The sequence below is a fragment of the Larkinella arboricola genome, from assembly GCF_003259745.1.
GTDB lineage: Bacteria > Bacteroidota > Bacteroidia > Cytophagales > Spirosomataceae > Larkinella > Larkinella arboricola.
Map to the genome: position 1 here is coordinate 143544 of NZ_QLMC01000003.1, position 25341 is coordinate 168884.

At 52.4% G+C, this 25341-nt stretch carries 25 protein-coding genes; 15 read left to right on the forward strand and 10 right to left on the reverse strand.

All coding sequences use genetic code 11. From position 1 onward, the window contains the following. The first annotated feature begins 21 nt into the window (after window positions 1-21). The 5 genes from LX87_RS12000 to argH all read left to right on the forward strand — a co-directional run bounded on the left by LX87_RS12000 (window position 22) and on the right by argH (window position 4046). Window positions 22-465, forward strand: a complete 444-nt coding sequence (locus LX87_RS12000; RefSeq protein ID WP_111628488.1) for a DMT family transporter — start codon at window positions 22-24, stop codon at window positions 463-465. 8 nt (window positions 466-473) lie between these two features. Then, window positions 474-1052: a PD-(D/E)XK nuclease family protein gene (locus tag LX87_RS12005; RefSeq protein ID WP_111628489.1), complete on the forward strand. Its 579-nt coding sequence runs from the start codon at window positions 474-476 to the stop codon at window positions 1050-1052. A gap of 112 nt (window positions 1053-1164) precedes the next feature. Continuing rightward, complete coding sequence (locus LX87_RS12010; protein WP_111628490.1) at window positions 1165-1809, forward strand: 3-keto-disaccharide hydrolase; 645 nt, start codon at window positions 1165-1167, stop codon at window positions 1807-1809. A 212-nt stretch (window positions 1810-2021) separates the two neighbouring features. Further along, entirely contained in the window at window positions 2022-2498 is a 477-nt protein-coding gene (locus tag LX87_RS12015; RefSeq protein ID WP_111628491.1) for a Dps family protein, read from the forward strand. 189 nt (window positions 2499-2687) lie between these two features. Further along, window positions 2688-4046: an argininosuccinate lyase gene (gene argH, locus LX87_RS12020; RefSeq protein ID WP_111628492.1), complete on the forward strand. Its 1359-nt coding sequence runs from the start codon at window positions 2688-2690 to the stop codon at window positions 4044-4046. Between the two features lie 19 nt (window positions 4047-4065). Here the strand turns inward: argH and LX87_RS12025 are convergent, their stop codons facing one another. Then, window positions 4066-4926, reverse strand: coding sequence for an SMP-30/gluconolactonase/LRE family protein (locus LX87_RS12025; protein ID WP_111628493.1), 861 nt, complete (start codon window positions 4924-4926; stop codon window positions 4066-4068). Between the two features lie 97 nt (window positions 4927-5023). Beyond that, window positions 5024-6268 carry an MFS transporter gene (locus tag LX87_RS12030; RefSeq protein ID WP_111628494.1) on the reverse strand — a complete coding sequence of 415 codons (1245 nt, stop codon included), beginning with the start codon at window positions 6266-6268 and terminating at the stop codon, window positions 5024-5026. 111 nt (window positions 6269-6379) lie between these two features. Here LX87_RS12030 and LX87_RS12035 point away from each other — a divergent pair, with 111 nt between their 5' ends. Continuing rightward, complete coding sequence (locus LX87_RS12035; RefSeq protein ID WP_111628495.1) at window positions 6380-7024, forward strand: phosphoribosylanthranilate isomerase; 645 nt, start codon at window positions 6380-6382, stop codon at window positions 7022-7024. A gap of 117 nt (window positions 7025-7141) precedes the next feature. Here LX87_RS12035 and LX87_RS12040 read toward each other — a convergent pair whose 3' ends face one another. Continuing rightward, the gene (locus LX87_RS12040) at window positions 7142-7573 is read right to left on the reverse strand and encodes an Hsp20/alpha crystallin family protein (protein ID WP_111628496.1); all 432 of its coding nucleotides are present in this window, start codon (window positions 7571-7573) and stop codon (window positions 7142-7144) included. 352 nt (window positions 7574-7925) lie between these two features. Here LX87_RS12040 and LX87_RS12045 point away from each other — a divergent pair, with 352 nt between their 5' ends. Then, window positions 7926-9266: a tetratricopeptide repeat protein gene (locus LX87_RS12045; RefSeq protein ID WP_111628497.1), complete on the forward strand. Its 1341-nt coding sequence runs from the start codon at window positions 7926-7928 to the stop codon at window positions 9264-9266. An 83-nt stretch (window positions 9267-9349) separates the two neighbouring features. On the opposite strand, the gene LX87_RS12050 is transcribed toward LX87_RS12045, so the two are convergent. After that, window positions 9350-10120, reverse strand: coding sequence for an AMP nucleosidase (locus LX87_RS12050; protein WP_111628498.1), 771 nt, complete (start codon window positions 10118-10120; stop codon window positions 9350-9352). Between the two features lie 98 nt (window positions 10121-10218). Here LX87_RS12050 and LX87_RS12055 point away from each other — a divergent pair, with 98 nt between their 5' ends. Next, entirely contained in the window at window positions 10219-10662 is a 444-nt protein-coding gene (locus LX87_RS12055; RefSeq protein WP_111628499.1) for a type I restriction enzyme HsdR N-terminal domain-containing protein, read from the forward strand. An 88-nt stretch (window positions 10663-10750) separates the two neighbouring features. Here LX87_RS12055 and LX87_RS12060 read toward each other — a convergent pair whose 3' ends face one another. The 4 genes from LX87_RS12060 to LX87_RS12075 form a co-directional block, all read right to left on the reverse strand. Beyond that, window positions 10751-11413, reverse strand: a complete 663-nt coding sequence (locus tag LX87_RS12060; RefSeq protein ID WP_111628500.1) for a YceI family protein — start codon at window positions 11411-11413, stop codon at window positions 10751-10753. Window positions 11414-11473: 60 nt separating this feature from the next. Continuing rightward, the gene (locus LX87_RS12065; protein WP_111628501.1) at window positions 11474-11935 is read right to left on the reverse strand and encodes a MarR family winged helix-turn-helix transcriptional regulator; all 462 of its coding nucleotides are present in this window, start codon (window positions 11933-11935) and stop codon (window positions 11474-11476) included. Window positions 11936-12075: 140 nt separating this feature from the next. After that, the gene (locus LX87_RS12070; RefSeq protein ID WP_111628502.1) at window positions 12076-14046 is read right to left on the reverse strand and encodes a BamA/TamA family outer membrane protein; all 1971 of its coding nucleotides are present in this window, start codon (window positions 14044-14046) and stop codon (window positions 12076-12078) included. After that, a complete protein-coding gene (locus LX87_RS12075) occupies window positions 14043-14570 on the reverse strand; it encodes a GNAT family N-acetyltransferase (protein WP_111628503.1) in 528 nt (175 codons plus the stop codon). The genes LX87_RS12070 and LX87_RS12075 overlap by 4 nt, the downstream gene beginning before the upstream one ends. Window positions 14571-14655: 85 nt before the next feature. Here LX87_RS12075 and LX87_RS12080 point away from each other — a divergent pair, with 85 nt between their 5' ends. From LX87_RS12080 to LX87_RS12100, 5 genes are all read left to right on the forward strand, one after another. Beyond that, entirely contained in the window at window positions 14656-15240 is a 585-nt protein-coding gene (locus LX87_RS12080; RefSeq protein WP_111628504.1) for a Maf family nucleotide pyrophosphatase, read from the forward strand. Window positions 15241-15325: 85 nt separating this feature from the next. After that, window positions 15326-15796 (forward strand): cyclic pyranopterin monophosphate synthase MoaC, encoded by a 471-nt coding sequence (gene moaC / locus LX87_RS12085; protein WP_111628505.1) that lies wholly within the window; start codon window positions 15326-15328, stop codon window positions 15794-15796. Beyond that, window positions 15774-16394, forward strand: a complete 621-nt coding sequence (locus LX87_RS12090) for an NTP transferase domain-containing protein (RefSeq protein WP_111628506.1) — start codon at window positions 15774-15776, stop codon at window positions 16392-16394. Before moaC ends, LX87_RS12090 begins: the two co-directional genes overlap by 23 nt. Window positions 16395-16409: 15 nt before the next feature. Then, entirely contained in the window at window positions 16410-16886 is a 477-nt protein-coding gene (locus LX87_RS12095; protein WP_111628507.1) for a nucleoside deaminase, read from the forward strand. A gap of 80 nt (window positions 16887-16966) precedes the next feature. Beyond that, window positions 16967-17629 carry a thiamine diphosphokinase gene (locus tag LX87_RS12100; RefSeq protein WP_111628508.1) on the forward strand — a complete coding sequence of 221 codons (663 nt, stop codon included), beginning with the start codon at window positions 16967-16969 and terminating at the stop codon, window positions 17627-17629. Here the strand turns inward: LX87_RS12100 and LX87_RS12105 are convergent. Continuing rightward, complete coding sequence (locus LX87_RS12105) at window positions 17626-18510, reverse strand: DMT family transporter (protein ID WP_111628509.1); 885 nt, start codon at window positions 18508-18510, stop codon at window positions 17626-17628. The two genes, LX87_RS12100 and LX87_RS12105, sit on opposite strands and share 4 nt — an antisense overlap. Window positions 18511-18633: 123 nt before the next feature. Then, a complete protein-coding gene (gene porU2, locus LX87_RS12110; protein WP_111628510.1) occupies window positions 18634-22023 on the reverse strand; it encodes a putative type IX secretion system sortase PorU2 in 3390 nt (1129 codons plus the stop codon). Between the two features lie 298 nt (window positions 22024-22321). On the opposite strand from porU2, the gene LX87_RS12115 reads away from it, so the two are divergent. After that, window positions 22322-22732, forward strand: coding sequence for a PadR family transcriptional regulator (locus LX87_RS12115; RefSeq protein WP_111628511.1), 411 nt, complete (start codon window positions 22322-22324; stop codon window positions 22730-22732). Window positions 22733-22770: 38 nt separating this feature from the next. Beyond that, the gene (locus LX87_RS12120) at window positions 22771-25341 is read left to right on the forward strand and encodes a PspC domain-containing protein (protein ID WP_111628512.1); all 2571 of its coding nucleotides are present in this window, start codon (window positions 22771-22773) and stop codon (window positions 25339-25341) included.

A 25341-nucleotide genomic window follows, 5' to 3' on the forward strand; every position in this document is an offset into this window, starting at 1 on the left:
CTCTTCACTCATCACTCCTGTATGAATTTTATTTACTTTATTTTTGCCTTTCTGGTTGGGGTGGCTACGAGCGTGCAGTCGGGCGTAAACTCGCAGTTGCGGCAGTTGGTAGCGCATCCCATTCTGGCGGCCATGATTTCGTTTGGGTCCGGCTTTCTGATTTTGGGGGTGGCCAGTCTGGCCCTTCGCGCCCCGATACCGGCCTGGGAAACCCTGCGCGAAATCAGCTGGTGGAAATGGACCGGCGGACTGCTGGGCGCGGTTTATGTAACCACGGTTATTATTACCGTTCCGCGAATCGGAGCGGGAAATATGCTCAGTCTGAGCGTGGCCGGTCAGTTGCTGGCCGCTGTGATTCTGGACCATTACGGTTTGCTTGGATTTAAAGAACACGGCCTGACCGTGTGGCGGCTGGCGGGTGTTCTGCTGATTGTGTTGGGTGTGGTGCTGGTGGTGAAGAATTAACGCAAATCATGATTAAATACCGTTTTTATCCGACGCTGTTAAACGTTTTCTCCCGCTATCTGGCCGGGGGTAATTTCTCGCAGCAGCAGTTACTCGACACCATCAACCGGGTACCCTCACCCACCACAGCGGCTCAGGAGCGCGGGGTACGGTTTGAAGATGCGGTGGTCAAAGGAGAAGAAGAGGAACGGTTTAACCCGGATATTCTGGAAAAATTCCGACGGTATTTGCCCCGGCCCATCGTCGAAACCCAGGTGTATTGTCAGTACGAAATCGACGATGTGCTGTTTTATGGATATGTCGATCTGATTGGCAAATTCAAAGCCGTTGACATCAAAACCACCGCTTCGTACCAGCACCCGCGGTACACATTTAACCACCAGAACCTCTATCTGCACGCGCTCAAGAAACGCGGCATCCGGCTGATGGAATACCTGATTACGGATTTTAAGGACGTGTACGTCGAGAGCTATTCGCTGACGCATCCGATTGATAAACAACTCGAAGAAATCCGGCTTTTCAAGCAATTTCTGGAAGAACACCGCGAGTTGATCACCGACCCGAAGATTTTTGTGAATCCGGAGTGAGTAAAATTCTTGTTACACAGAGTTTATCAGAGAAAATCGGAGGTACACAGAGAAACCCTGATTAACTCTGATATTCTCTGATTAGCTCTGTGTAACAACAATCCCCAAACCCATGAAAAAAACCACCCTTCTCCTCGCTCTTTCATTCACCCTCGTGTTCTGCTCCTTCCAGAAAGATAAGTGGATCAAGCTCTTCAACGGCAAGGACTTTACCGGCTGGACCATTCGCGGGGAGCAGGTGAAGAACGACTACCGCATTGAAAACGGCGAAGTTGTGGGCACCTCGAAACCCAACTCGCAGAACACCTTTCTGTGTACGGATAAAAATTACGACGATTTTATTCTGGAACTGGAAGTAAAAGTGGATACGGGTATGAACTCCGGCATTCAGTTTCGCAGCGAAAGCCGTCCGGATTACAAGAAGGGGCGGGTTCACGGGTATCAGGCCGAAATCGATCCGTCGGCCCGGGCCTGGAGTGGCGGTTTGTACGACGAAGCACGGCGCGGCTGGCTGGTCGATCTGAAAAACAACCCCGAAGGACAAAAGGCGTTCAAGAAATTCGATTGGAACAAATACCGCATCGAAGCCGTTGGCAAAACCGTTAAAATCTTCCTGAACGGTGTGCAGACAACCAATTACACCGATACACTCGAAACACGCGGCTTTATTGCCCTGCAAGTTCACGGCACCAAAGTTCAGCGCCCGATGGAAGTCCGCTGGCGCAACATTCGTTTGCAGGAACTGGCGAAGAAATAGACAACTGAGGGTTGCCCGCAACGGGTTGGATGCTGGTCATGGGGCTATGTCTGGTGTCGGCAGGTGGTTTTCGGGTAAAGTAAAACCGGTTATTGCCGAAACTGTGTAAGGAAATACCGTGTTACTTATTTACCGCTTATCTGGCTTAGGGAGAAGATTTTTATACTTTCCCGCCAGTAAACGATTTGCTCATTTACCCCAAACACACTAACATGGAGACGCTAAATCGAATTGGACTGGATACCGAAAAAAGCGAAGAACTCGCCACGCTGCTGAACGAGTTGCTGGCCAATTATTCGGTATTTTACCAGAACACCCGGGGCTATCACTGGAACATCAAAGGCGACAAGTTCTTTGAACTGCACCTGAAATTTGAGGAATTGTACAGCAGCTCGCTGTTGAAAATCGACGAAATCGCCGAGCGAATTCTGACGCTAGGACATACCCCCAACCATAAGTATTCAGACTACGCCCAGTTATCGACTATTCAGGAAAGCAACGAGGTTTCGGACGGACGAAAAGCCATTGCCGAGATTCTGGATGCGTTTAAGGTTTTACTCCAGAAGGAACGGCACCTGCTGTCCCTATCGGCTGAAATCGACGACGAAGGTACCAACGCCCTGATGAGCGATTACATCCGGGAGCAGGAAAAACTGGTCTGGATGTATTCCGCATTTCTGAACCGGTAACAAAATCAGCTTTTTAAAGCTGGAAAGGCTTGACTGTGGATAACCCCGGAGTTATCCACAGTCAAATCCCTGGGGCTGGCGGCTTAGGAAGATTATTACGGATTACCGACTAACGGTTTTTCACGATTTGGCTTAATAGTCCGGAAAGAACCGCTTAATTTTGCCCTTTCCACTGACTCCCTTACAGTCTTGAAACTCTGGCAAAAAGCAACTACGGATACGAATTCCAAGGCGATCGCCGACAAAATCGAACGGTTTACGGTTGGGCGCGACCGCGAAATGGACCTCTACCTCGCCCCTTTCGATGTGCTGGGCAACCTCGCCCACGCCACCATGCTCGAAAGCATTAACCTCCTGACAAGTGATGAATTAAGCGTTCTGCAAGAAGAGTTAAAAACGATTTATCAACAAATTCAGGCCGGTCAGTTTGTGATTGAGGAGGGCGTGGAAGACGTTCACTCGCAGGTAGAGCTGATGCTGACCCGCAAACTGGGCGACGTTGGCAAAAAAATTCACAGCGGCCGGTCGCGGAACGACCAGGTACTGGTTGATCTGAAACTCTTTACCCGCGACCGGCTCTGGCAGGTAGCCGAAGCCGTCCAACGGGTTTTCGACCGGCTGATTATCCGTTCGGAACAGCACAAAGCCGACCTGCTACCGGGGTACACGCATTTACAGATTGCCATGCCATCGTCGTTCGGGTTGTGGTTTGGTGCCTACGCCGAAGCCCTGTCCGACGATATGCTGACCCTACAAACCGCGTACCGGCTGGCCAACCGCAATCCGCTGGGTTCGGGCGCGGGCTACGGGTCGTCGTTCCCACTCAACCGCACGCTGACCACCGAATTGCTGGGTTTTGAAGGTATGCACGTCAACGTAGTGTACGCGCAGATGAGCCGGGGTAAAACTGAGCAAACCGCCCTGACGGCTTTGGCCGCCGTGGCCGCTACCCTCTCGCGGATGGCGATGGACATCTGCCTGTACAATAGCCAGAACTTCGGTTTTCTGACGCTGCCCGATGCCCTGACGACGGGTTCCAGCATTATGCCGCACAAGAAAAACCCCGACGTTGCCGAACTGTTACGGGCCAAAACCAACCGCCTGAAGGCCCTGCCGATGGAGGTAACGCTGGTGATGAGCAACCTGCCATCGGGCTACCACCGCGATATGCAGATTCTGAAGGAAATCCTGATGCCGGCTTTTGAAGAGCTGCTGGATTGTCTGCAAATCACCGATTTCATGCTCGAACACTTGCAGGTTAAAACCAACCTGCTCGATGATCCGAAGTATGATCCGCTGTTCAGCGTGGAGCGGGTGAATGAGCTTGTTTTGCAGGGCGTTCCGTTCCGGGAAGCGTATTTGCAGGTAAAAGCGGAGGTTGAAGATGGGAGTTATACGGCTTCCCGTGAGCTGAGGCACACGCACGAAGGCAGCATTGGCAACCTGGGCAACGACCAGATTGTGAAGCAGATGACTACGGCTTTGCAGGGTTTTGGCGCGGAGAACGTGCAGAAAGCCCTGCATCAATTGGTTGGAACGCAGCCTTAAGGCTGCGTTCCAACGCCTTTTACTCGACCCGATAGGCCACCAGCTTATTCTTGAAAAACGTCGGTACCACTACCAGCTTTTTGCCGGGAACATAGTCGATATCGGCGGAATTGACTTTTTCGTTGCGGGTATCGAGCAACTGCTGTTTCTGGCCGTTGGCCGTGATGTAGAAAAGCCGTCCGTTCCAGTCAGAAACGATATAATCCTTGCCAACGGCCACAATACCGTCCGTGTTGGCCATACCGTCGGCGATTTTAGTCAGTTTTTTGGAGGCCACATCGAGCGATTGCAAGGCTCCGATTTTGGTGCTGCCCACCATCATGGTTTTGGTGCCGACGGCCAGCAAACCGTTCGGATTGTTCAGGTCGCCACCGTCCATCCAGATTTCCCATTTGTCGTCTTTCAGGCGGTAAATTTTGTTGTTCCGGTTGTCCGACACATAGATGGTACCATTTTTATCAACCGTCACATCGTTCAGAAACGCCTTTTTGTCGGTAGCATCCCAGGTTTGTTCGGCCTGACCGTTGCTCAGGTTAAGAGCTACCAGACGGTACACATCGGTTACATACAACCGGTTTTTGTAGATACCCATGCCTTTGGGCGCGTTCAGGCCCGTGGTCCACTTGAGGTTTTCGATTTTACCGTCGAGCGACACTTTCGAGATAAAACCGTCCCCATCCAGCGAATCGGATTTCCCGACGATATTGGCCACGTACAGCACGTTTCCTTTCGGGTCGTACAACACCGATTCCGGTACGCTCAGCGTGGAGTCGGTTTCCCAGACCTTGACAAGTTTCTTTTCTTTTTTCGGTGATTCAAAGGCCGATAGCGTAACGGTCAGTAGGATACTGCCGCCCAGCAGGAAGTTTAGTAAACGCATGATTCGATAGCAGATGGATTTACGCTTTTTGTCGTAAGTAACAATATGCCCGGCTTTATTCCAACCGTTGTCCCGCTTTGTTACCGACGAGCCTTTTTTAGCTTAACCGAACGGCAAAGAGCTCTTTGGAATTGTAGTAGACGTAAGCGACCACCAACAGCGTAACCACTCCGCCCAGCGCAACCGATGGCACCACGCCCAGAAACCGGGCCGCTACGCCCGATTCAAACGCACCAATCTCGTTTGACGAGCTGACGAAAATACCGTTAACAGCCGCCACCCGGCCCCGCATATGGTCGGGCGGAAAAATTTGCAGGATCGTATTCCGGATCACCACGCTGACGCTATCAAACGCCCCTGTCACCAGTAAGGCCACTGCCGACAGCCAGAAGTGGGTTGAAAAAGCAAAAATCAGGGTAAAAATGCCGAAGCCCAGCACCGCAATGAGCATATTCCGCCAGGCGTTGTGCGTGGGCGGAAACCGGGTCAGGAGCAGCATGGTGCCAATAGCGCCCACAGCCGGAGCCGCCCGCAGAATGCCCAATCCTTCGGCTCCTACTTTCAAAATATCTTCGGCAAAAATGGGCAACATGGCCACTACCCCACCGAATAAGACCGAGAATAAATCCAGCGATATGGAATAAAGAATAATTTTGGTTTGAAAGACAAACCGGATGCCTTCGCGCAGGCTGTTCCACAGACTGTCCTGCTGCCCTTCCATTACCGGCACCGGCTTTTTCTTGATCATTGAGATTAAAACCAGACATACCAGCAACAACCCGATTACCACCAGCAGCGAATTATCCAGTCCGAGCCAGACGTACAGAAACCCGGCCATACCCGGCCCGGCAATGGCACCCGCCTGATAAAACGAACCGCTCCAGGTGGAAGAATTGGCGTACAATTCGCGCGGCACCAGAAACGGTTTCAACGACGAACTGGTGGGCGAATAGAACCCTTTGGCCGTACCAATCAATACCAAAACCCCGTAAATAACCGTTAACTGCGCCGTTTGCGACAAATGCGCTACCACCGATGGCTGAAAAACAAGATAAAGAATAACCGACCCCAGAATGATGACTGACAAACTGATTTGCAGGATGGACCGCTTCTCCCGCCGGTCGGCCAGGTGACCGCCAAACAGCGACATGGCAATAAACGGCAGCGCTTCGGCCAGCCCCACGAAACCCAGTGCCAGCGGGTCGTGCGTCATTTTATAGAGCTCATAACCCAGAATGACCTCCTGAATCAGAAGGGTAGCCGTAATCAGAAAACTATTGGTGACAAAAAAGCGAAACTCGGGGTAACGAAGGGCAGCGTACGAGTCATTTGGTGTATTCATACCGCAAAAGTAACTGTTCAAGCAGGATTCTGCTTTTTATAAAGCGCCGGGGTGATTTCTTTGTTCATTAATTTGTCATTATAACTAGTCAAGCCGTCAAAATAATTCGATATGCGCGTTAAAATCTGTTGCATCAGCAGCATCGAAGAAGCCCGCATGGCCGTAGCCGCCGGAGCGTCAGCTCTGGGGCTGGTCGGGAAAATGCCGAGTGGCCCGGGTATCATTGGGGATGAACTCATTCAAACGATTGCCAAAACCGTTCCTCCGCCCATTGCTACCTTTCTACTAACGAGCGAACCCACCGCCGAAGCCGTGATTGACCACCAGCGCCGGGTTCAGACCAATACCGTCCAGCTTGTCGATGCGCTCCCAACGGGCAGTTACCGGGTTTTGCGGGCGGCCCTGCCGGGCATTAAGCTGGTGCAGGTTATTCACGTTCTGGACGAGTTGAGCATCGACGAAGCCCTCGCGTCGGCGGAGGAGGTTGATGCCCTGTTACTGGATTCGGGCAATCCGAAATTAGCGGTGAAGGAACTGGGCGGTACGGGTCGGCGGCACGACTGGAAGCTGAGCCGCCGGATTGTGGAGCAAAGCCGTGTACCCGTCTTTCTGGCCGGGGGGTTGAAACCGGAAAACGTCCGAGAAGCCATCGATACCGTACAGCCGTTCGGTCTTGACCTTTGCAGCAGTGTCCGGACAAACGGAAAACTCGATCCGCAAAAGTTGGAGAACTTTTTCTCACAGGTTCATTCCTAGAGCTTTACGCCTTTTTTAGTTAAGAGAACCCAACAACATGGAATAAAACCGGCTGGATAGAAACACAAAAACCCCGATCCGAGAGGACCGGGGTTTCTTTCTATGCGTCTACTAACCTTACGCTACTGCAATTTGTTTGGGTTCAACTACCGTTTTTTCAATTTTCGGCAGATCGATTTTCAAGATACCGTCCGTATAGGCCGCTTGAATTTGTTCGTTGTTTACGTTTTTCGGTAACCGGAAACTCCGTTCGAAAGAGGTATAACTAAACTCTTTGCGCGTGTAGTTTTCCGTTTTTTCTTCGCCCGCCTGTTCCTGTTTGGCCGAGATGGTCAACTGGTTGTTGTTCAGATTGATGTTGAAATCTTCTTTTTTCAGCCCCGGAGCGGCCAGTTCGATGTGGTAAGCCGTTTCATCTTCGCTGATATTGGCGGCTACCGGTGTAGCGGTTTTAGCCACAGCGGGCGCGCTGAATTGCCGATTGAACTCACGGGCTACCAGATGATTAAATAATGAAGGTACGTGGTTGTATTGGACTAAGGTTCTCATGACTTTATGTTGGTTATGTTTTTAATTTCTTGGTGACGGTATCTCTTTATTCAACTTGTGTACCAATCCAAAAAACAAAAAATAATACGACAAAATGTCATTAATTTTGGTGCATTTACAATTTATTATGACATTTTGTCTTTAACAGGCTTCCAAACTGTCATAATTCAGGCATTGCTCTACTTTAAACAAGTGCTTCGGCTTTCATTTTTCAGGAGTAAGCAGTCTCCCATTTGTAAAAAAATAGTCCATTCGGAACGTGAAAAAATATACTGGATTACTTTTTGTTGTATAAGCAAACATAATTAACTTTATCTTTATTTATACGTTCTATTCAATCGTAATCTCACGTATGTATAATTTTCGCCGTTCTCTCCCCTTTTTGCTATGCGTCGCGCTAAGTACCACGATCTTACGGGCGCAATCGACCGGAGCCAACTTTTTTGAAGCTGGCATTACAAAAAGTAAAACAGGCGATTTTATGGGCGCACTACAGGCGTTTAGCATGGCTATTGGCGCCAACCCGGAAAATGCCCCCAGCTACTACAACCGGGGACTTGCCAAGGCCATGCTGAAGGACCACCGGGGCGCCATTCTGGACTATGACCGGGCTATTGAACTGAATGCGAACGATGCGCTGGCCTACCTGAGCCGGGGAGTCAGCAAGAGCAAGCAGGACGATTACCGCGCGGCCCTGATGGATTTCAGTCGGGCCATCGAGCTGGCTCCCGAAGACGCTCAGGCGTATTACAACCGCGGCATTAGCCGAAGCCGTCTGGAACAACACCGGGGAGCTTTGCAGGATTTCTCCAAAACCATTGAACTGGACCCCAACAACGCTCCGGCGCTTTACGCCCGCGGCATTACCAAACAAAAGCTGGATGATTTTGCAGGTAGCCTGCCCGACTTCTCAAAAGCCATCGAACTCAATCCCAGACGGGCTCAATCGTATGCCGGTCGAGGTGCTTCCCTGATTCAGTTGGCCCAGTATCAGAAAGCCATTGAAGACCTTACGAAAGCACTTGAACTGGCCCCCGATGACGGCGAATCATTTTACAACCGGGGGTTTGCCAAAAGCAAGCTGGAAGATTACAAGGGTGCTCTGCGAGATTACGACCGGGCCATCGGCATTGACGGAACCCATTACCGGGCCTATTACGGCCGTGGTTTCAGCCGTGGCAAGATGGGCGATCAGAAAGGGGCGGTTCAGGACTTTAATACCGCTATTGAAATCAATAACACGAATGTAGAAACCAAGGTGGTTTATAACGGTAAAATATCCCGGGCGGTACTCGATGAGTTACGCAATGCCGTGCATCAACGCAACAAAATCGACGCACTGACATCCGAACGCTCGGAAGCCTATTTCAACCGGGCCATCAGCCGCAACAAAATGAACGACATCAAAGGTGCCACCGCCGACCTGAACAAAGCCATCGAACTGAACCCGACGTACTCCGAAGCGTATTTCACCCGGGGCCTGATTCGCTCGCAGCAAGGCGACCAGAAAGGGGCCATTCTGGACTGCAACAACGCCATCCAGCTTGACCCTAAATACGCCGAAGTATATTACGTCCGGGGCCTCATCCGGCACAGCCTGGGCGACGAAAACGGCGGCTGCCTCGACCTCAGCAAAGCCGGCGAACTCGGCTACACACCGTCCTACAAGGCCATCAGCGACTACTGCAATTGAGTGATGAATTAAGAGTTAAGAGTTGGCTCCGCCGTTGCCTGTAAAGTGGCGGAGCCAACTCTTAACTCTTAATTCTTAATTCTTCATTCAAACCGTAAGTGTTTGACGGATTCGCCGGAGGTGGCCAGTTCCTGTAGGGCGTCGATGCCGATTTGCAGGTGTTTTTCGACAAACAGGCTGGTTACGCGCTTATCGCTTTCTTCGGTTTTAACGCCCTCCGGCACCATTGGATTGTCGGATACCAGCAGCAACGCCCCGTGCGGGATGGAATTGGCAAAACCGACGGTGAAAATGGTAGCGGTTTCCATATCAATGGCCATCGCCCGGATTTCAACCAGGTAATTCTTGAAGTTTTCGTCGTGCTCCCAGATACGCCGGTTGGTCGTGTACACGGTTCCGGTCCAGTAATCCATTTCGTGTTTTTTGATCATCGACGATACTGCCCTTTGCAACCGAAACGACGGTAAAGCCGGAATTTCGGGCCGCAAATAATCATTGCTCGTTCCTTCACCCCGGATGGCGGCAATCGGCAGAATCAGGTCGCCAACCAGCGTTTTTTTCAAACCACCGCATTTCCCCAGAAACAGGACGGCTTTCGGGTTGACGGCCTTCAGCAAATCCATCACCGTTGCGGCCATGGCGCTGCCCATTCCAAAGTTAATGATCGTGATGTTATCGGCGGTAGCCGTTTGCATGGCCCGACCTAGCCCGTGAATCTCTACGTCGAACTTCTGCGCAAACAGCTCAACATAATTGATAAAATTCGTTAGCAGGATATATTCACCAAATTGCTCGATAGGCGTACCCGTATAGCGGGGCAGCCAGTTCTGGACAATTTCGTCTTTCGTTTTCATAGAAATGAGGAGTAGAAGATTGCCGGATCAAAGGGTGGCAGGACTAATTTTTTCTTTACTCCCCCACGCCTTCTCCCCTTCAATCCTTATTTTTGACTATGGACTCGTTAAACCTACCGGTTTTTGATTACAATACGAAGCAGATCGACGGGAAACCCTATATTTTCGATGTGCTCCGAAAGAAGTATGTTTTGATTACGCCCGAAGAATGGGTGCGGCAGCACGTTGTCCACCTGCTTTTAAATCAGTATGGTTACCCCAAAGCACTTATCCGGAGCGAAGGCGGCCTAAAGCTAAATCAACTCCGTAAGCGGACGGATCTTCTGGTATTCGACCGCTCCGGAAAACCGTTTTTGCTGGTGGAGTGCAAGGCGCCCCAGGTTTCGGTCAGCCAGCAGGTGTTCGACCAGATCGCCCGCTATAACCACATCCATCAGGCTCCCTATCTGGTGGTTACAAACGGCCTGACGCATTTCTGCTGCTGCGTTGACCATCAGCTCAATACCGTTAATTTTCTGGACGATCTGCCCCGGTTTGAGTGATATAACGTCCTACGGCCTGAGCCCGTACGTACAAAAAACCGCGCCCTGATTGCAGAGCGCGGCCGTTGATGAAGTTACGAGAGGAGACTTATTTTGCTTTGGCAGAAGAAGCGTTATCAGCCGTGGCAACAATGTTCATATCGACGGTGAAATCATCGTAAATCACTTTGTCACCCAGGTTATCAAAGAACGACTTCGAACCGTATTTGATATCGTATTTGGCGCGGTTGATGGTTGCTTTACCCGTAGCGGTCAGTGTGTTACCGGCAACGCTCACTGTAACCGGGAATGTAACCGGGTTTGTAATGCCTTTGATCGTCAGATCGCCGGTTACTTCAGCCGTGTTGCCGCTTCCTTGTTTTACTTTCGTGATTTTGAAGGTAGAAACCGGGTATTTGGCAACCGAGAAGAAATCATCCGACTTCAGGTGGTTGATCAGCTTATCGTGATACTCCTTGTTATCTTTCAGGTCGCTGCTGGTCATGGTCCGCAGGTCGATCGATACCACACCGCCGGTCAGTTTATTGCCGTTCAGCGTCAAATACCCTTTTTCAGCTTTTACAGGCCCGCTGTGCTCGCCGGTTACTTTTTTACCATTCCAGGTCAGGACGCTCTTGTCCACGTCGATGTTGTAAGTCGTCGTTTTGGCAACGGCTTTTTTTGTGTTGTCGGTATTCCGGTCAATAGCAGTAGCGGGGCTACTAACGGCCAGTGCAAGGGCCACAAATCCAACTAAAACTTGCTTGTACATGAGATTTACGCTTGGTTAATTGATGGTGTAAACTGAAACTTATTATCTGAATTTAAAATGCTATTCTGATGAGCCACGAAGTTTATCCAGCAGCCGGTTTAGTTCGTTGGCTTCGGCTTCCGTGAGGTTATGAAACCGTTTTTCCCACTGATTCTGATGCTGATCCAGGACTTTCAGCAGATCGAGCCCTTTCTGTGTAATCACCACGTCAACGGCCCGCCGGTCGTTGGGGCATTCGGTGCGCTGAACCAACTCTTTCAGCAGCAACTTATCAACCAGCCGTGATGCGTTCGACATCTTGTCCAGCATCCGCTCGGTGATATCGGCCACTTTAACCGGGTTCGGATACTGTCCGCGCAAAATCCGCAGCACGTTGTATTGCTGGATGGTTAAGCCGTGGGGTTTCAGCAAGTACATCTGCTCGTCACAAACCCATCCGTTGGTATACATCAGGTTAACAGTCATCCGATGATACGGCGATCGGAACGAGGTTGTTTGTTTTATGTCATTTTCAATTGCCATGTTCGTCCGTACTGGAAGAAGGGTTGCTACTGGTTTTGTGTAACAAAAGTATGACTTACCCGTTAACAATCCTTTTCTATTACCGTTGCAAATATAATGTCTATACATTTAATGTAACAACACTATATCGTAAAAAAGTTTCAGCGGAATGGAATTATTTCGGGCGCAGAAATAGCGAAGTCACGGAACCGGGCCGTAGGGACGCCTTCAAATCCCGGTCGCAGGGGCGCCGAATTGCCCGGAATGTTGGGATACCAGGCCAGTCGTATCTGGAAACTGTTAAAGGTCAGGTTTTCGTTCCGCAACCGGAAAGCAACACCGTATCCCTGATACAAGGGCCCCTGCCATAATCGTCTGGTCTGGTAGCTGGCCAGCCCCAGGTTGGCGAAGGTGACAATGGCTACCCGGAAACCAACGATGTTTAGGCGCGAAAAAAGGATGTTTTCGATATTCGTCAGCAACAGCTTGGTGCCGCGCATGTTATCGTTGTTGATACCAATCCGGTCACGCCCACTGAGCGTAAGAAACTCATTATCGAATCGCTGCGCTCCCATGGTGTACCGCAGGTTGATAAAATGCCGCCAGTTGCCCCAGGTAGTGGTCCGCAGTGGGGTAAAATAACTCGATTCGACCGACAGAACGCCCTGTTCCAGATCGTTCTTATTCCGGATAAAACCGCCAATGTCCAGAGAACCGTAGAGATACCCGAATGATTTCAGGTAATGCGCTTTGGAATACTTAAATCCGAGGTACTGGCGCTGGCCCAGTTCCGCGTTATCATACCCAAAGACAATGGACGCCAGGCTCCCATACGGAACGTCCTCGGTCCGGCCAAAACCGTAGATCAACACATCCCGCGTGTAACGACGGCGCGACAAACCGATGGTAAACAAGGTGGCATTGGTATTCTGAAAAAATTGATTGGTATCCGACCGCACTTCGGGCCGCCGGTCAAAAGCCGTTCGTGTAAACCGGGCAGCCACCACCAGCCGCGTCCGGTCGTCGCCCTCACCCAGAAAGCTGAAAAACGGTTTGAAGGCATAACCTGCCCAGACATCATTATAAAAATACCTGATGTTGGTCAACTGAAGACTGTCTTCGGAAAAAACCCGGTAGCGGGGATACCGGTTATAACTCAGTTCGGCGGAGCCCGCCCACCGGGTATCCGGCGTCAGAAAGGGTCGATACACCCGAACGGCATACTGCTTTAATTCGCGGGTCTGCATGAGGTCAGCCTGCCCCGTCAGAAACGTTTTCCCAATGTACGGAATTAGATACCGCCCCCTATACTCAAGTTGCTGATAAGGATCTCGGGCGTTATAAGATACCTGATTGCTGAACGTGTGCGCCAGTCCGCGGAAGTTTCGCTGATCCAGCCGCAGGTCGAACCGATCCAGACCGCCGACGCTCCCCGACGGTATCAGCGACCAGACATCCTGCGTAATCACATACACATCCACAAATCCGCGGCTATTCGCGTGGGGCACCACAATAATCCGGGCATCGTGAAAAACGTTGGAACTCCGGAGCAGACGCTCGTTGTCGCGCAGGGTGTCGGGATTTACGCGGTCGCCTTCCTCAAACAGCAGAAACGACTTCCGAATGACGCCCTCGCGGGTGTCGGCATGGAGCCGGTTGGCAAACCGTTCGAGCCAGCTCCGGGGCTGGCGCAGCGTGTCGTAAACACTCGGCCCGAACACTTCCAGCCGCCGAATGTAAACGTTACTGATAATCCGGCCCCGGTATCTCGCAAACGGGTTAATCTCGATCTGATTGACATCCTGGTTGGCATCACCGGTTTTGATCCGGCTGTTATACATATCGTGAAACAGCAGTTTATGGAGTTCGCGCGTGATCTTGCGCTTGGACATCCGCTTTTTCAGATTCGTGTAAAACACGCTGTCCCGCACTGTCAACGCACTGTCCCGGGCCGACTGGGCCAGTGAATCCGCCAGCGTAAGCGAATCGGCTTGGGTGTCGGGAACTGGAATTTTAATTTTCTGCGCCTGCGCCACGGAAACCGTTACCAGCAGCCAACAGCCCACCAGCCACCCAATCCGGAAGAATACGGTGGTGCCGGAAATGATCACATGGCGCAGAAATGGTTTCACAGGTCTTTTTTCATCCAGTAATCCCGTTGTCGCTCGGAGCCAAACTGAAAATAATGCCAGCCACACCGCTGAAAACCTATTTTTGTATAAAAGTTAATGGCACGCACATTCCGTTCCCAAACGCCCAGCCACACGGTTGCGTAGCCTTGCCGCCGGGCCAGATTCAGGCAGTATTCCATCAGTTGTTTCCCCAGCCCTTTCCCGGTTTGCTCCTCGGCTACGTATAAACGCTGAATCTCAATAGCATGTTGGCCTTTTAGCTGCCGGGGCGGACGACTTTGACGCAGTTTGGCGTAGCCCACCAGTTGTTGATCAGGGTCGAGGGTCAGTAAAAATGTATTTCCGGGGTCCAGCAATTCCTGCCGGATTTGGTTACTGGAAAAGGCTTCCTGGATATACGCTTCGACGAGTTCCGCCGGATTATGCGGAGGCCCAAAGGCTTCGCGCATCGTCCGGATTGCCAGATCGGTCAGTTCCGCAGCATCATCCGGCACACCGGTTCGAATCGAAAAGGGTGTTTTCAAGACCGTTTAGTTGTTAAGTTTGCATGGGATAGATGCATTTCTCCCCAAAACAGTTTAAAGTATACGAATAATAATTCAGAAATCCATGCAATTGACCCGGCCACTGGTGTTGGCATCCAATTCGCCCCGACGGCAGCAACTGCTGCGCGAAATGGGCTGTACATTCCGTGTCGACGTGCGGCCAACCGACGAAGTTTTTCCGGCGGAAATGCCCGTTACCGAAGTTCCGGCGTTTCTGGCCCGCCAGAAAGCCGACCGCTTCCGGGATGATCTGGGCGACCAGCTCGTATTATGCGCCGATACCATTGTGGTGGTCGATACCGATATTCTCAACAAACCCGCCGACGCCGACGAAGCCGTGCAGATGCTCCGCCGACTGTCGGGCCGGCCACATCGGGTCATAACGGGTGTTTGTCTGCTATCGGCGGAAGAAACCGTTTCGTTTATCGACGAGGTGAACGTTTATTTCAACCCACTGGACGACTACGAAATCAACTCGTACGTTGAAAAATACCGCCCGTTCGACAAAGCCGGGGCCTACGGTGTTCAGGAACCCATCGGCATGATCGGCATTCAGCGCATCGAAGGTTCGTTCTATACCGTCATGGGCCTGCCCGTCCACCTCGTCTACCAGGCCTTGAAGCGTTATGAGTTAAGAGTGATGAGTTAAGAGTTAAGGCGCTGCCGTTTTCAGCGCTTTTGAGCTTGCTCTCCTTTCAACTCATCACTCGTCACTCTTAACTCATCATTCCTTTATGTTTTCTCATGTAGATTCGACGGGTAATCCGTCTATGGTCGACGTTGGCGATAAAGCCGTTACCCGGCGGGTAGCCCGCGCCCGGAGTATTGTGGTCCTGAACGACGAAATCATGCAGCATTTGCAGGGTCAGGACATTCAGACGAAGAAAGGGCCGGTGTTTCAGACGGCAATTATTGCGGGTACGATGGCGGCCAAACGGACTTCCGATCTGATTCCGCTTTGTCACCCGCTGGGGCTGGATAGCTGCAAATTTTCCGTCACCACCGCCGGAAACGAGGTAATCATCGAATGCACAACGGCCCTCGAAGCCAAAACCGGCGTCGAAATGGAAGCACTGGTTGGCGCGTCGGTAGCGGCCCTGACGGTTTACGATATGTGCAAGGCTTTTTCGCACGACATTGTGATCAAAGAAACCCGGTTGCTCGACAAAACCGGTGGCAAACATGACTTCCACCAGACAACCTGACCGGCCTACTTCTCCCCTGCTGGGTCTGGTGCTGGCCGGTGGCCGCAGCACCCGCATGGGTACGGATAAAAGCCAGATCAATTACCACGGAAAACCGCAGGTTGAGTACCTGCATGATCTGCTGGCCACCTATTGTGAGGATGTTTTTTTGTCGGTTAACGCCGAACAAGCGGACCAGTTAGCCAACAGCCGGTTTAAGCTCCTGGTGGATCAGTCGCCCGTGGCCGGACCGCTGGCCGGTATTCTGACGGCTTTTCAGCAGCAATCTGCCGATCATGCCTGGCTGGTGGTGGTATGCGACTTGCCGTTGCTCTCCGAACAGTCAATCCGGAAGCTGGTCCAAAACCGCAATCCGGAGAAAATGGCGACGGCTTTCTGGGACAGCGATCATCAGTTTCCGGAGCCCTCCCTTTGCATCTGGGAACCGGCGGCTTACCCGGCCATGCTCCGGTCCATTGACGAAGGAAAACCGTATCCACGGACAATTCTGATGCACAACGACATCGATCTGCTGGAAATGGACGACATCAACGAATTGACCAATGTAAATACGCCCGACCAGGTAGCTACGGTTCAGCGAAACCTGAAAGCAGACTAACAGCGTTCTAACTTTATGAATGAGCAAGAAGAAGTTTTTTTACGGGAAGCCATCCAACTAGCGAAAGAAGGGATTCGCACCGGGCAGGGCGGCCCTTTCGGAGCGGTGGTGGTCAAAGACGGTCAGATCATCGGGCGCGGCTGCAATCAGGTTACCTCCACCAACGACCCTACGGCCCACGCCGAAATTGTGGCCATCCGCGACGCCTGCCGAACCCTGAATACGTTTCAATTAACGGGTTGTGTCTTGTATACCTCCTGCGAACCCTGCCCGATGTGTCTGGGGGCCATTTACTGGGCCCGTCCCGAGCGCATTGTTTACGGCTGTTTGCATAGCGACGCAGCACAGGCCGGTTTCGACGACCATTTTATTTATCAGGAACTCGAAAAACCGCGCGAAATCCGCCGGATTCCGATGCAGCAACTCCTCCGCCCCGAAGCCTGGACGGTGTTTGAAGAGTGGATAGCGAAAACAGACAAAACCAACTACTAACGGGAGTGAAGAGTTAGGAGTGCGTCAGCCAACTTTTGACCCTTAATTCTAACCTCTTAATTCTTCACGCTTCACTACCTATGTCTTCTCATCATATTGTACGCGATAAACAGGAACCGGCTTTGCTAATTGCTAACGGCGAAAGCTGCGATCCGGACTTGCTGGGCCAACTGCTCGAATGGAACCCGTTCGTAGTGGTGCTGGATAATGCCATCTGGCGCGTACTGGATCTGGAAATTAAAGTTGATGCGCTGCTCGGCGATTTCGACAGCCCACCCGATTTTGAATTGATCCGGCAACGGCAATACCCGATTGAAATCATCCATACGCCCGATCAGGACAAAACCGATCTGGACAAAGGCATCGAGTTTCTGATCGAACGGGGTTTTCCGGCGGTTAATATCGTGTGGGCCACGGGGCGCCGGGCCGACCATACCATCACGAATCTGACCAACATCATTCGGTACAAGGACCGCATTAAGATCGTGATGATCGACGACCATTCGAAGGTAATTCCGCTCAGCGGTTCGTTCGAAAAATGGTACGCCAAAGGAACGCCCATTTCGCTTATTCCGGTGGGCGCGGTTAATGGCCTTGTTACCGAAGGACTAAAATACAACCTGGCCGACGAAACCCTGACGCTGGGCTACCGCACCGGCAGTAGCAACGAAGCCGCCGAAGACGGTTTTGTAAAAATCCAGTATCGGAACGGCGATCTGCTGTTGATGGAGTGCTGGGACTAATCCACTTTTTTGGCAATATAAATCTGGGCAATCACCAGCAGCGCAATACCGTATTCGAGCCAGCCAATGGATTCATCCAGCAGCCAGGCGGAAATAAGCAGGGTAAAAAACGTTTGGAGCAGTTGTAACTGGGAAACCAGCGCTACCCCGCCCATTGCCAGTCCTTTGTACCACGGCACGAAACCAAAAAGCTGGCTGAACAGGGTTACGTAGATAAATCCGGCCAGCGCACTGCCCTGCACGGCTTGCGGAGGCTGGTAATTCCAGGCCACGACCGCAGCCGGAAGCGTCAGGGGCAAGACAATGACCAGGGCGCAACAAATCACATCCAGTCCGGAAATCCGCTTACTAAGCTGCGCCCCCAGTGCATAGGCGAAACTGGCAAAAAGAGCCGCAGCCAGCAACAGCAGGTCAGCCGCCTGAAACTGCACCTGATCGCGGAACAATACGTAGCCTAGTACCGTCAGGCAACCACTGGCCGAAATAGCCCAAAACAGCTTGCTATGCGATTCACGGTGAATGATAGCACCGAAAATAGCCGTTGTTAGTGGCAACAGGGCCAGCACAATCCCCGCGTGAGAAGAGGACGTTGACGCCATCGCGACGCTCATCAATACCGGAAACCCCAGCCCTACACCAAGCGATACGCCCGCCAGCAGGCGAAAATGCGCCCGGATGAGGTGGAGTTTGTTCTGCTGCTGTAAAATGGCGAGCGAAATCAAACCTGCCCCGGCCAGACGCCCGAAACTAACCAGCCAGGGATTGATACTCAGCAAGGCTAACTTGGTCATTGGGACGGTGAAGCTGAAACAGATGACCCCGAGCAGTCCCAGAAAAAGTCCGTATTGGGTACTTGTTAACGTTGGTTGTGTAGATTTCATTAGCTCTCTGCATTCACCCCGTCTTGACAAGGCTCACGGCGTGGCAAAGAAAACAAATCCTCCCGGCAATCAGTGGCCCCCAACGAATTTTAGCCGACCAAATCGACGCAATGGCTACTACCGTTAACGACTTAACACCACTTTACCGCTTTTTTCCCGTCCGTCGTTCAGCAGCAGGCGGAACAGGTATAAACCGTTGGGCAGTTGCACCCCGCCCTGGTCGGTACCGTCCCAAAGAATGTTGTTTTCGCCAATCCGAACGGTCTGCCGAATGGTCCGAACCAGTTGCCCCTTCAGGTTTCGAATCTGGATTTGCCCCTCACCCGGGGCATCCTTGCCAGAAACCGTAAACCGAAACCGCGAAACCAGGGCAAAAGGATTGGGCGTAGGCAGAACGACCGACAAGCTATCCTGACTTTTTACCCGAAACTCAATCTCGTAGGGCACGGGGCCAACCCGGTTTCCACTCACATCAGCCGCATGAACCTGAAGGGTATACACCCCGTCGGTCAGGTTGCGGGGTGTAAAATCGATCATAAACCGGTTGTCGGAGCCAGCGGGTTTCCAGCTTACGTCCGGGTCACTCAGAGCGACCCGTTCGAGCGCGCAGCTTTCACACGGTTTTTTCAGATACACGTCAATGCCTGCGGTATCCTGGCGAATGCGGTATGGGTCTTCGTCCTGCAAAATAATCTGGATTAGCGGATTGGGCGAAACCAGCGCCCCGTTCCGAATGATCTGGCGGTCGAACGTCACGTCCAGCAGCGGGTTAAAACGGTCGGGTGGGTAGCGCTGCCCCGAATCCGGTAACACAACCGTGTAGCCGTTCGCGTCGGATTTCAGGTCAAACACCACGACGTTATTGGTTTCGTCCACCTCCTCAATCAGCCCATCGGGATCGACCACAATTTCAAATCGATTGGGTGTCATAACGGTATTAGCGTCCTGCCGGGCATCGGGTTTATAGGTATAATAAAGGGTATCCCGGAACGCAACGGCCTTATGCAGCCGGGTTCCGTACGACCGTACTTTTCCATCGACCAGCCGCTGCCGAACCGCCAGCCCAACCCGCTGACTGGCTTCAAAACGACCCGCATTGGTCGCGACTACGCCCAACCGCACCGAATCATTTTGTGCCCCGGTCTGAAACACACCCGCCGAGGTGAGGCTGAAATCCGGCTTTTGAATGGGGTACATCCGCAGCACCGGGTCGCCCTGCAACACCATTTGCTGCGCGTTTGTTATGTCGTAGGGGCCGTTGTAGGCTGCCAGCACCCGCCGGGTGGTTTCCTGCTGGATCAGCCCAATTGATTTATTCAGGAACGAACTGTCGGCAAACAGCGTATGGTAAAACTCCTGCGTATAGGTTTCGAGCGGACCGGAAAACCCGGAACCGCTGTGGGCCAGAATGGCAATAGCCCCTTTTTCGGCTGTCAGCAGCCAGTCGGTAGACAGGTTATTGGTGGCTCCGAAAAAGATATTACCGACCCCACACCCATTGAAGAACATCAGCGGATACCGCCCTTTGTTATGATAGCCATAAGCCGGTTTGGACACATAGCCAAAATCCAGGTCCGTCACGATGGGCGACGAGTGCCCGAAAAAGGTCATGAGCGAAACCCCGGAATTTACAAGGGCGCTCACGTCGATTCGTTCCACCGGCTCGTCGGTTAACTTACCTTTGAGTGTGATGCTGGCGCCCACGTATTGCTGCCGGGCGGTTTCACCCGCTTTATCCAGAATACGCCGGAACGTCGACAACTCGGAAATGGAACGTCCCCCGCTCAGATGCAGCACTTGCTTACGCCAGGGTTCGTTGACCGGTGTCTGTTCAAACTCCTTTACTTTTGCCAGATACGTCAGGACTTCCTGCGGATTGAGTGTATTGATCCGCCCGGTCGGAATGGCCGGTACGTTCGCCGGAAAGCCCGCCAATCCCTCGGTCAGCAGCAGGTCCGAACCGGGCACGTTGCCAATGGTCGGCACCAGATCACGGAAATACTGGTCGGGATGGGTCCGGTTGGGGTAGTAAGCGTTAGCCCGCCCGATGAGCAGCATGTATTTCGGCGAGTCGGCAGAGGCCGGTTTGCCGGTCAGCATGTAAGCGGCAAACCGGCGAATGGCCAGCGGAGTTCGTTCGCCGTAGCTAAACTGGTTGAGCAGTTGTTTTGTGGTAACCACCAGCGTGTCGTATTTTCCACCCGCCACCGAAGCCCGGTATCGTGCGTATTCTTTCACGGGATTGGCTACGTTGCCAACCGGTTTCATCAAAGCCTCGTGACTGACGATCAGGTAATTGTGTTTATCTGGATCAATCTTCCGAAAAACCGTCCGTTCCAGACGGGCGGGCGTCATGGCCCCGGCGCTGACGAGAATCCGGCGCGACGTTTCGGTATCGGGCACCACCAGCTTCAGCGTGGCACCTTCGCGGGCGGCTGTCAGACGGCGGGGATTAATGGGGTCGGTCAGGTCGTAAAGCAACGGACTGGCGGGGGCATTCGGTAATTCGAGATAAGACCGTTTTTTCGGATTGGGCAGCAGGTTCAGCGTTTGCTGGGTCAGGTTCCTGAGGGTAAATTCCTGCGGATACCGAAGCCGGTAATAACTCACCGAGTAGCGGTCGGTATCAAAAGGGCCCTGTGATTGCAGCGTCAGCACCAGTTCGTTGGTCGCGGATACCGCCGTTACCGGGATTTTGAACGACAGGCGGGCTGTTCTGAACCACTCGAACTGCGCAGTGGCCAGCGGTTGTGCCGCAACGGTATTGCCGGAGAATACATTGACCACGGGGGTTGTATTATCGCGGCCATTCAGCAGGATTTCCATTTCGGGCTGAACCGGGGCGGTACGTACCCACCCAGCCAGCCCGAACGGTTGACTCACCAGGCTATCTTTTTTCAGCATCGGTCCGGTAAATCCTTCACCTTCTTCAAAATACAATTCGTAAGCCGTCAGAAAAGGCGACGGGCCGCCGTTGGCCTGGTTATTGGAAATTTCGCTGGTCAGCACCGTGAGGTGTTCGGCCATGTGATACGGTTCCGGCGTCAGCCCTTTGGGGTCGGTATCGGTCACCACGTTCATGCGCTTACCCGGTTTACCGTCCAGCCGCCAGGTCAGAAAGTAAGCGGCCGTGTCCGAATACATGCTGTAATACGGGTGGGGCTGCGTGCCCAAAGGCCGGTAGAGCAGCGAGTCCTGCTGTCCGTCGTTTCGTTCGCCGATAAATTCCAGGTAATCATCCGGATCAAATTTGGTATCCGATTCGCCCGCTACGTAAATGGAAAGCTCCACGCCCCGGCGAAAAAGCTGTAAGGTGGTGGGGTTGATACTCGCCAGCGGAACACCGGCTTTTTGCAAATCATTCGTTGTTAACCGGTAAACCCCCGCCTGAGTGACCGGGATGCGGTAATACGTCTGATCAAAATTGATCCACTCATTGCCCACATTGTTTTCTTGTGCAAGCAAATTAAAAATGAAAAAACTAAATACAAGGGAGAGGCCAGCTCGTTTCATAGTCGAAATTTACAGCAAAATACGGGCCGATCAATGGATTGTCCGGTAAGTATTGCTCCAGAAGCCGCCACTCATCTCCGTATTTCTTCCGTTCATCACTTCATGGCCCGGCAATTACCAAAGTACCTTGCATTGCATAGTACCTTTTTGTACCTTTGAGACAACAAAACTGGAAAAGGTCAGGAGCTGGTTGGGCACTTTAAACTACGTAAACAACCACTGATGAACAACAACTTAAGACGCTCGATAAACCGATCAGCTCCTGCTTCCATCAACTTTTTTAACGTCATGCAGTGATATGAATATTGAAAACGCTCAGGTGCAAATGCGGAAGGGAATCCTGGAATTCTGCATCCTGCACATCATTTCGCGGGGCGAAGTGTATGCTTCCGACATGCTGGAGGAGCTGACGGCGGCCCGCATCATGGTTGTGGAAGGCACGCTTTACCCCCTGCTCACCCGGCTCAAAAATGCCGGGTTGCTTGATTATAAGTGGGTAGAGTCAACCTCCGGCCCACCGCGTAAATATTACCTGCTGACCGACATTGGCCGGGCGTCGCTGAAGGGAATGAACGATACATGGCAGGAATTATCCGACTCGGTTAACTCGATTGTTAGCAAAACCGAACAACACAAAGCCGCTACCAACGGATTTACGCCGGTTGCACCGGCTGGTAGCGATCCGAACACGCCAGCAACGGAAATCTGACCTAAACTCCCTCTCGACTCCTTCACACGCTTTTTGCCATGAAAAAGACCATTAGTATAAACATAAGCGGAGTGATCTTCCACATTGAGGAAGATGGCTACGAGAAATTAAAAGGCTATCTCACGTCGATTCAACAATACTTTTCGACCTACGAAGACAGTCAGGAAATCATTACCGACATTGAAAACCGGATTGCCGAGAAACTGCTCAATAAGCTGAAAGCCGCCGAAAAGCAGGCCAATCCCCGCCAGGTTGTTACCCTGGAGGACGTGAACGAGTTGATTCAGTCGATGGGTACCGTCGCTGATTTTGAAGCCATTGAAGAAGAAGACGTGATTGGCGCAGCCCCGGCGGGTGCCAGTCGTCCCCAACCCGTATACGAGTCGGTGCCGCCCCTTGGCGAAAGCCGTGGCCCGGGTGGTGGCAACTTTGCGGGCAGTGGTCCGGTTCCTCCGCGTCCGACGAATGCCCCGCCCCGCAAACTGTACCGCGACCTGCGCCGGAAAATTGTCGGTGGTGTTGCCTCCGGGATTGCCAATTACTTCAATATTGACCCGGTTTGGGTCCGACTCATTTTCGTTACCCTGATTCTGGCCCTGCCGCCGTTTAGCGGGGCCGTTGGCGGTGGTAGCACGGAGTTTTTCGGTAGTCTTTCCGGCTTTACGGTTGTGCTGTACATCGCCATGTGGATTGCGTTTCCGGGTTCGACAACGCTGGAAGACGATAAGAGCGTCAAGAAATTTTACCGCAATCCGGACGACAAAGTGCTGGGCGGGGTTGCTTCGGGAATTGGTGCCTACTTTGGTATTGACTCCGGCGTGGTCCGGCTGCTGTTTGTGCTGACGATCTTCCTGTTCGGTACGGGTCTGCTTGCTTATATCGTTCTCTGGATTATTTCGCCCGAAGCCAATACGCTGACCGAAAAGATGGAAATGCAGGGGGAGCCCATTACGCTCTCGAACATCGAGAGCAATATCAAGCGTAGCCTTGATATCAATGAAACCGCCGAAGAAAGTACGCTGGCCAAAATTCTGCTGTTTCCGTTTCGGCTGATTGCCACCATTTTTAACGGACTGGCCAGTGCACTTGGACCACTGGCCCGCGGCATCGTGTCGATCATTCGGGTGCTGGCCGGGGTATTTCTGGTGGTGGTCGGATTTGGGGTCATGATTGCTGCGCTCGGCGCACTGGGAACGGTTTTCGGCCTAAAAGGCATCCACTTCGGAGGGGGCGAAATTCCGTACATGATTCAGCGTGAAATCAGTCCGTTGATGATGTTGTCGGCTTTCATCACGGCTTTTCTGCCGGGTCTAGCCCTGGCCATTCTGGGACTGATGATTATTTCGCAAAAATCCCTGGTGCCTACGGGCATCGCCCTGACGCTGCTGTCGATCTGGTTTCTGGGGCTTATTGGGCTGGCCGCCACCGTGCCTCCGCTGGTGAGCGAATTCGGAAGCAAGAGCCATGTTGAGGAAACACAAACCATCACGCTTCCGGCCCCCATTCCGACGCTGGACATCAACGACATTGAAGATGGAAGTATTGACTTTCATACCTCGATTGAACTGGAAGGCGTTGAAGGAACCGCCTGGACGCTGACCAAACGGCTCGAAGCGAAGGGACCAACCCGCCAAATAGCCCAACGGAACGCCCGGACCATCATTTACAACTGGACCGTCAAAGATTCGACCCTTCGTTTCGACAATAGCTACGAAATCAAGCCGGGAGCCCGGTTCCGGGATCAGGATGTGGATGTGATGATTCATATTCCGTATGAACGTCCGTTTCGGATGACGGAAGCGTTTGCCCGCCACATCCGCAATGAATTTGGCCATCAGGAACTGGAACGGATGAAAACCAGCATCTGGAAGTTTAGCCGCACCGACGGTCTGGTTTCCCTGACCCATCCGCGGGAATTAAATGAAGACCGTTATCAGGAAGACTTCAATACGAACGACGCCATCGATGAGGTACTCCGGAACGAGTTGGGTGACGATTTCTTCAACAAAGGCGAGTATACCCGCCAGTTTGAAGTAACCAATTTCTCAAAAATTGATATTGGCGGTGCTTTTGCCGTACGGGTGAAACAGGGTGCGGCCTTCAAGGTAGTGGCTGACGGTCGCGAGGAAGACATGGACGATCTGCGGGTTCGCGTTGACAACGGCGCCCTGCACGTTGATTTCCGCAACGAAGGGATTCTCCAGTGGCGCAACCGGAAACGCATTGGCATTACCGTCACCATGCCGGATGTCGAAACCATCCATTTTTCGGGCGCAACCCAGTCGATCATCACCGGTTTTGAAAACATCGACAAGCTGGATGTAACGCTGAGCGGGGCCTGTAAATCGCTGCTGGACGTAAAAACAGCCCAGCTTGACATTGACCTCACGGGCGCGTCGAAGGCTACCCTGCGGGGCCGGTCGAATCAGCTGGACGCCCAACTGTCTGGTGCCTGCAAACTGGATGCAACCAATATGACGGTGGGCCGGGCCAATGTCAATGCGGTCGGTGCCAGCAATGCCGACTTCGGTACGGTTGAAGACCTGACTTCCAAAACCAGTGGAGCCAGCAGTGTCAACGGCCCGACGAACAGAGCGAACGAGCAGTAA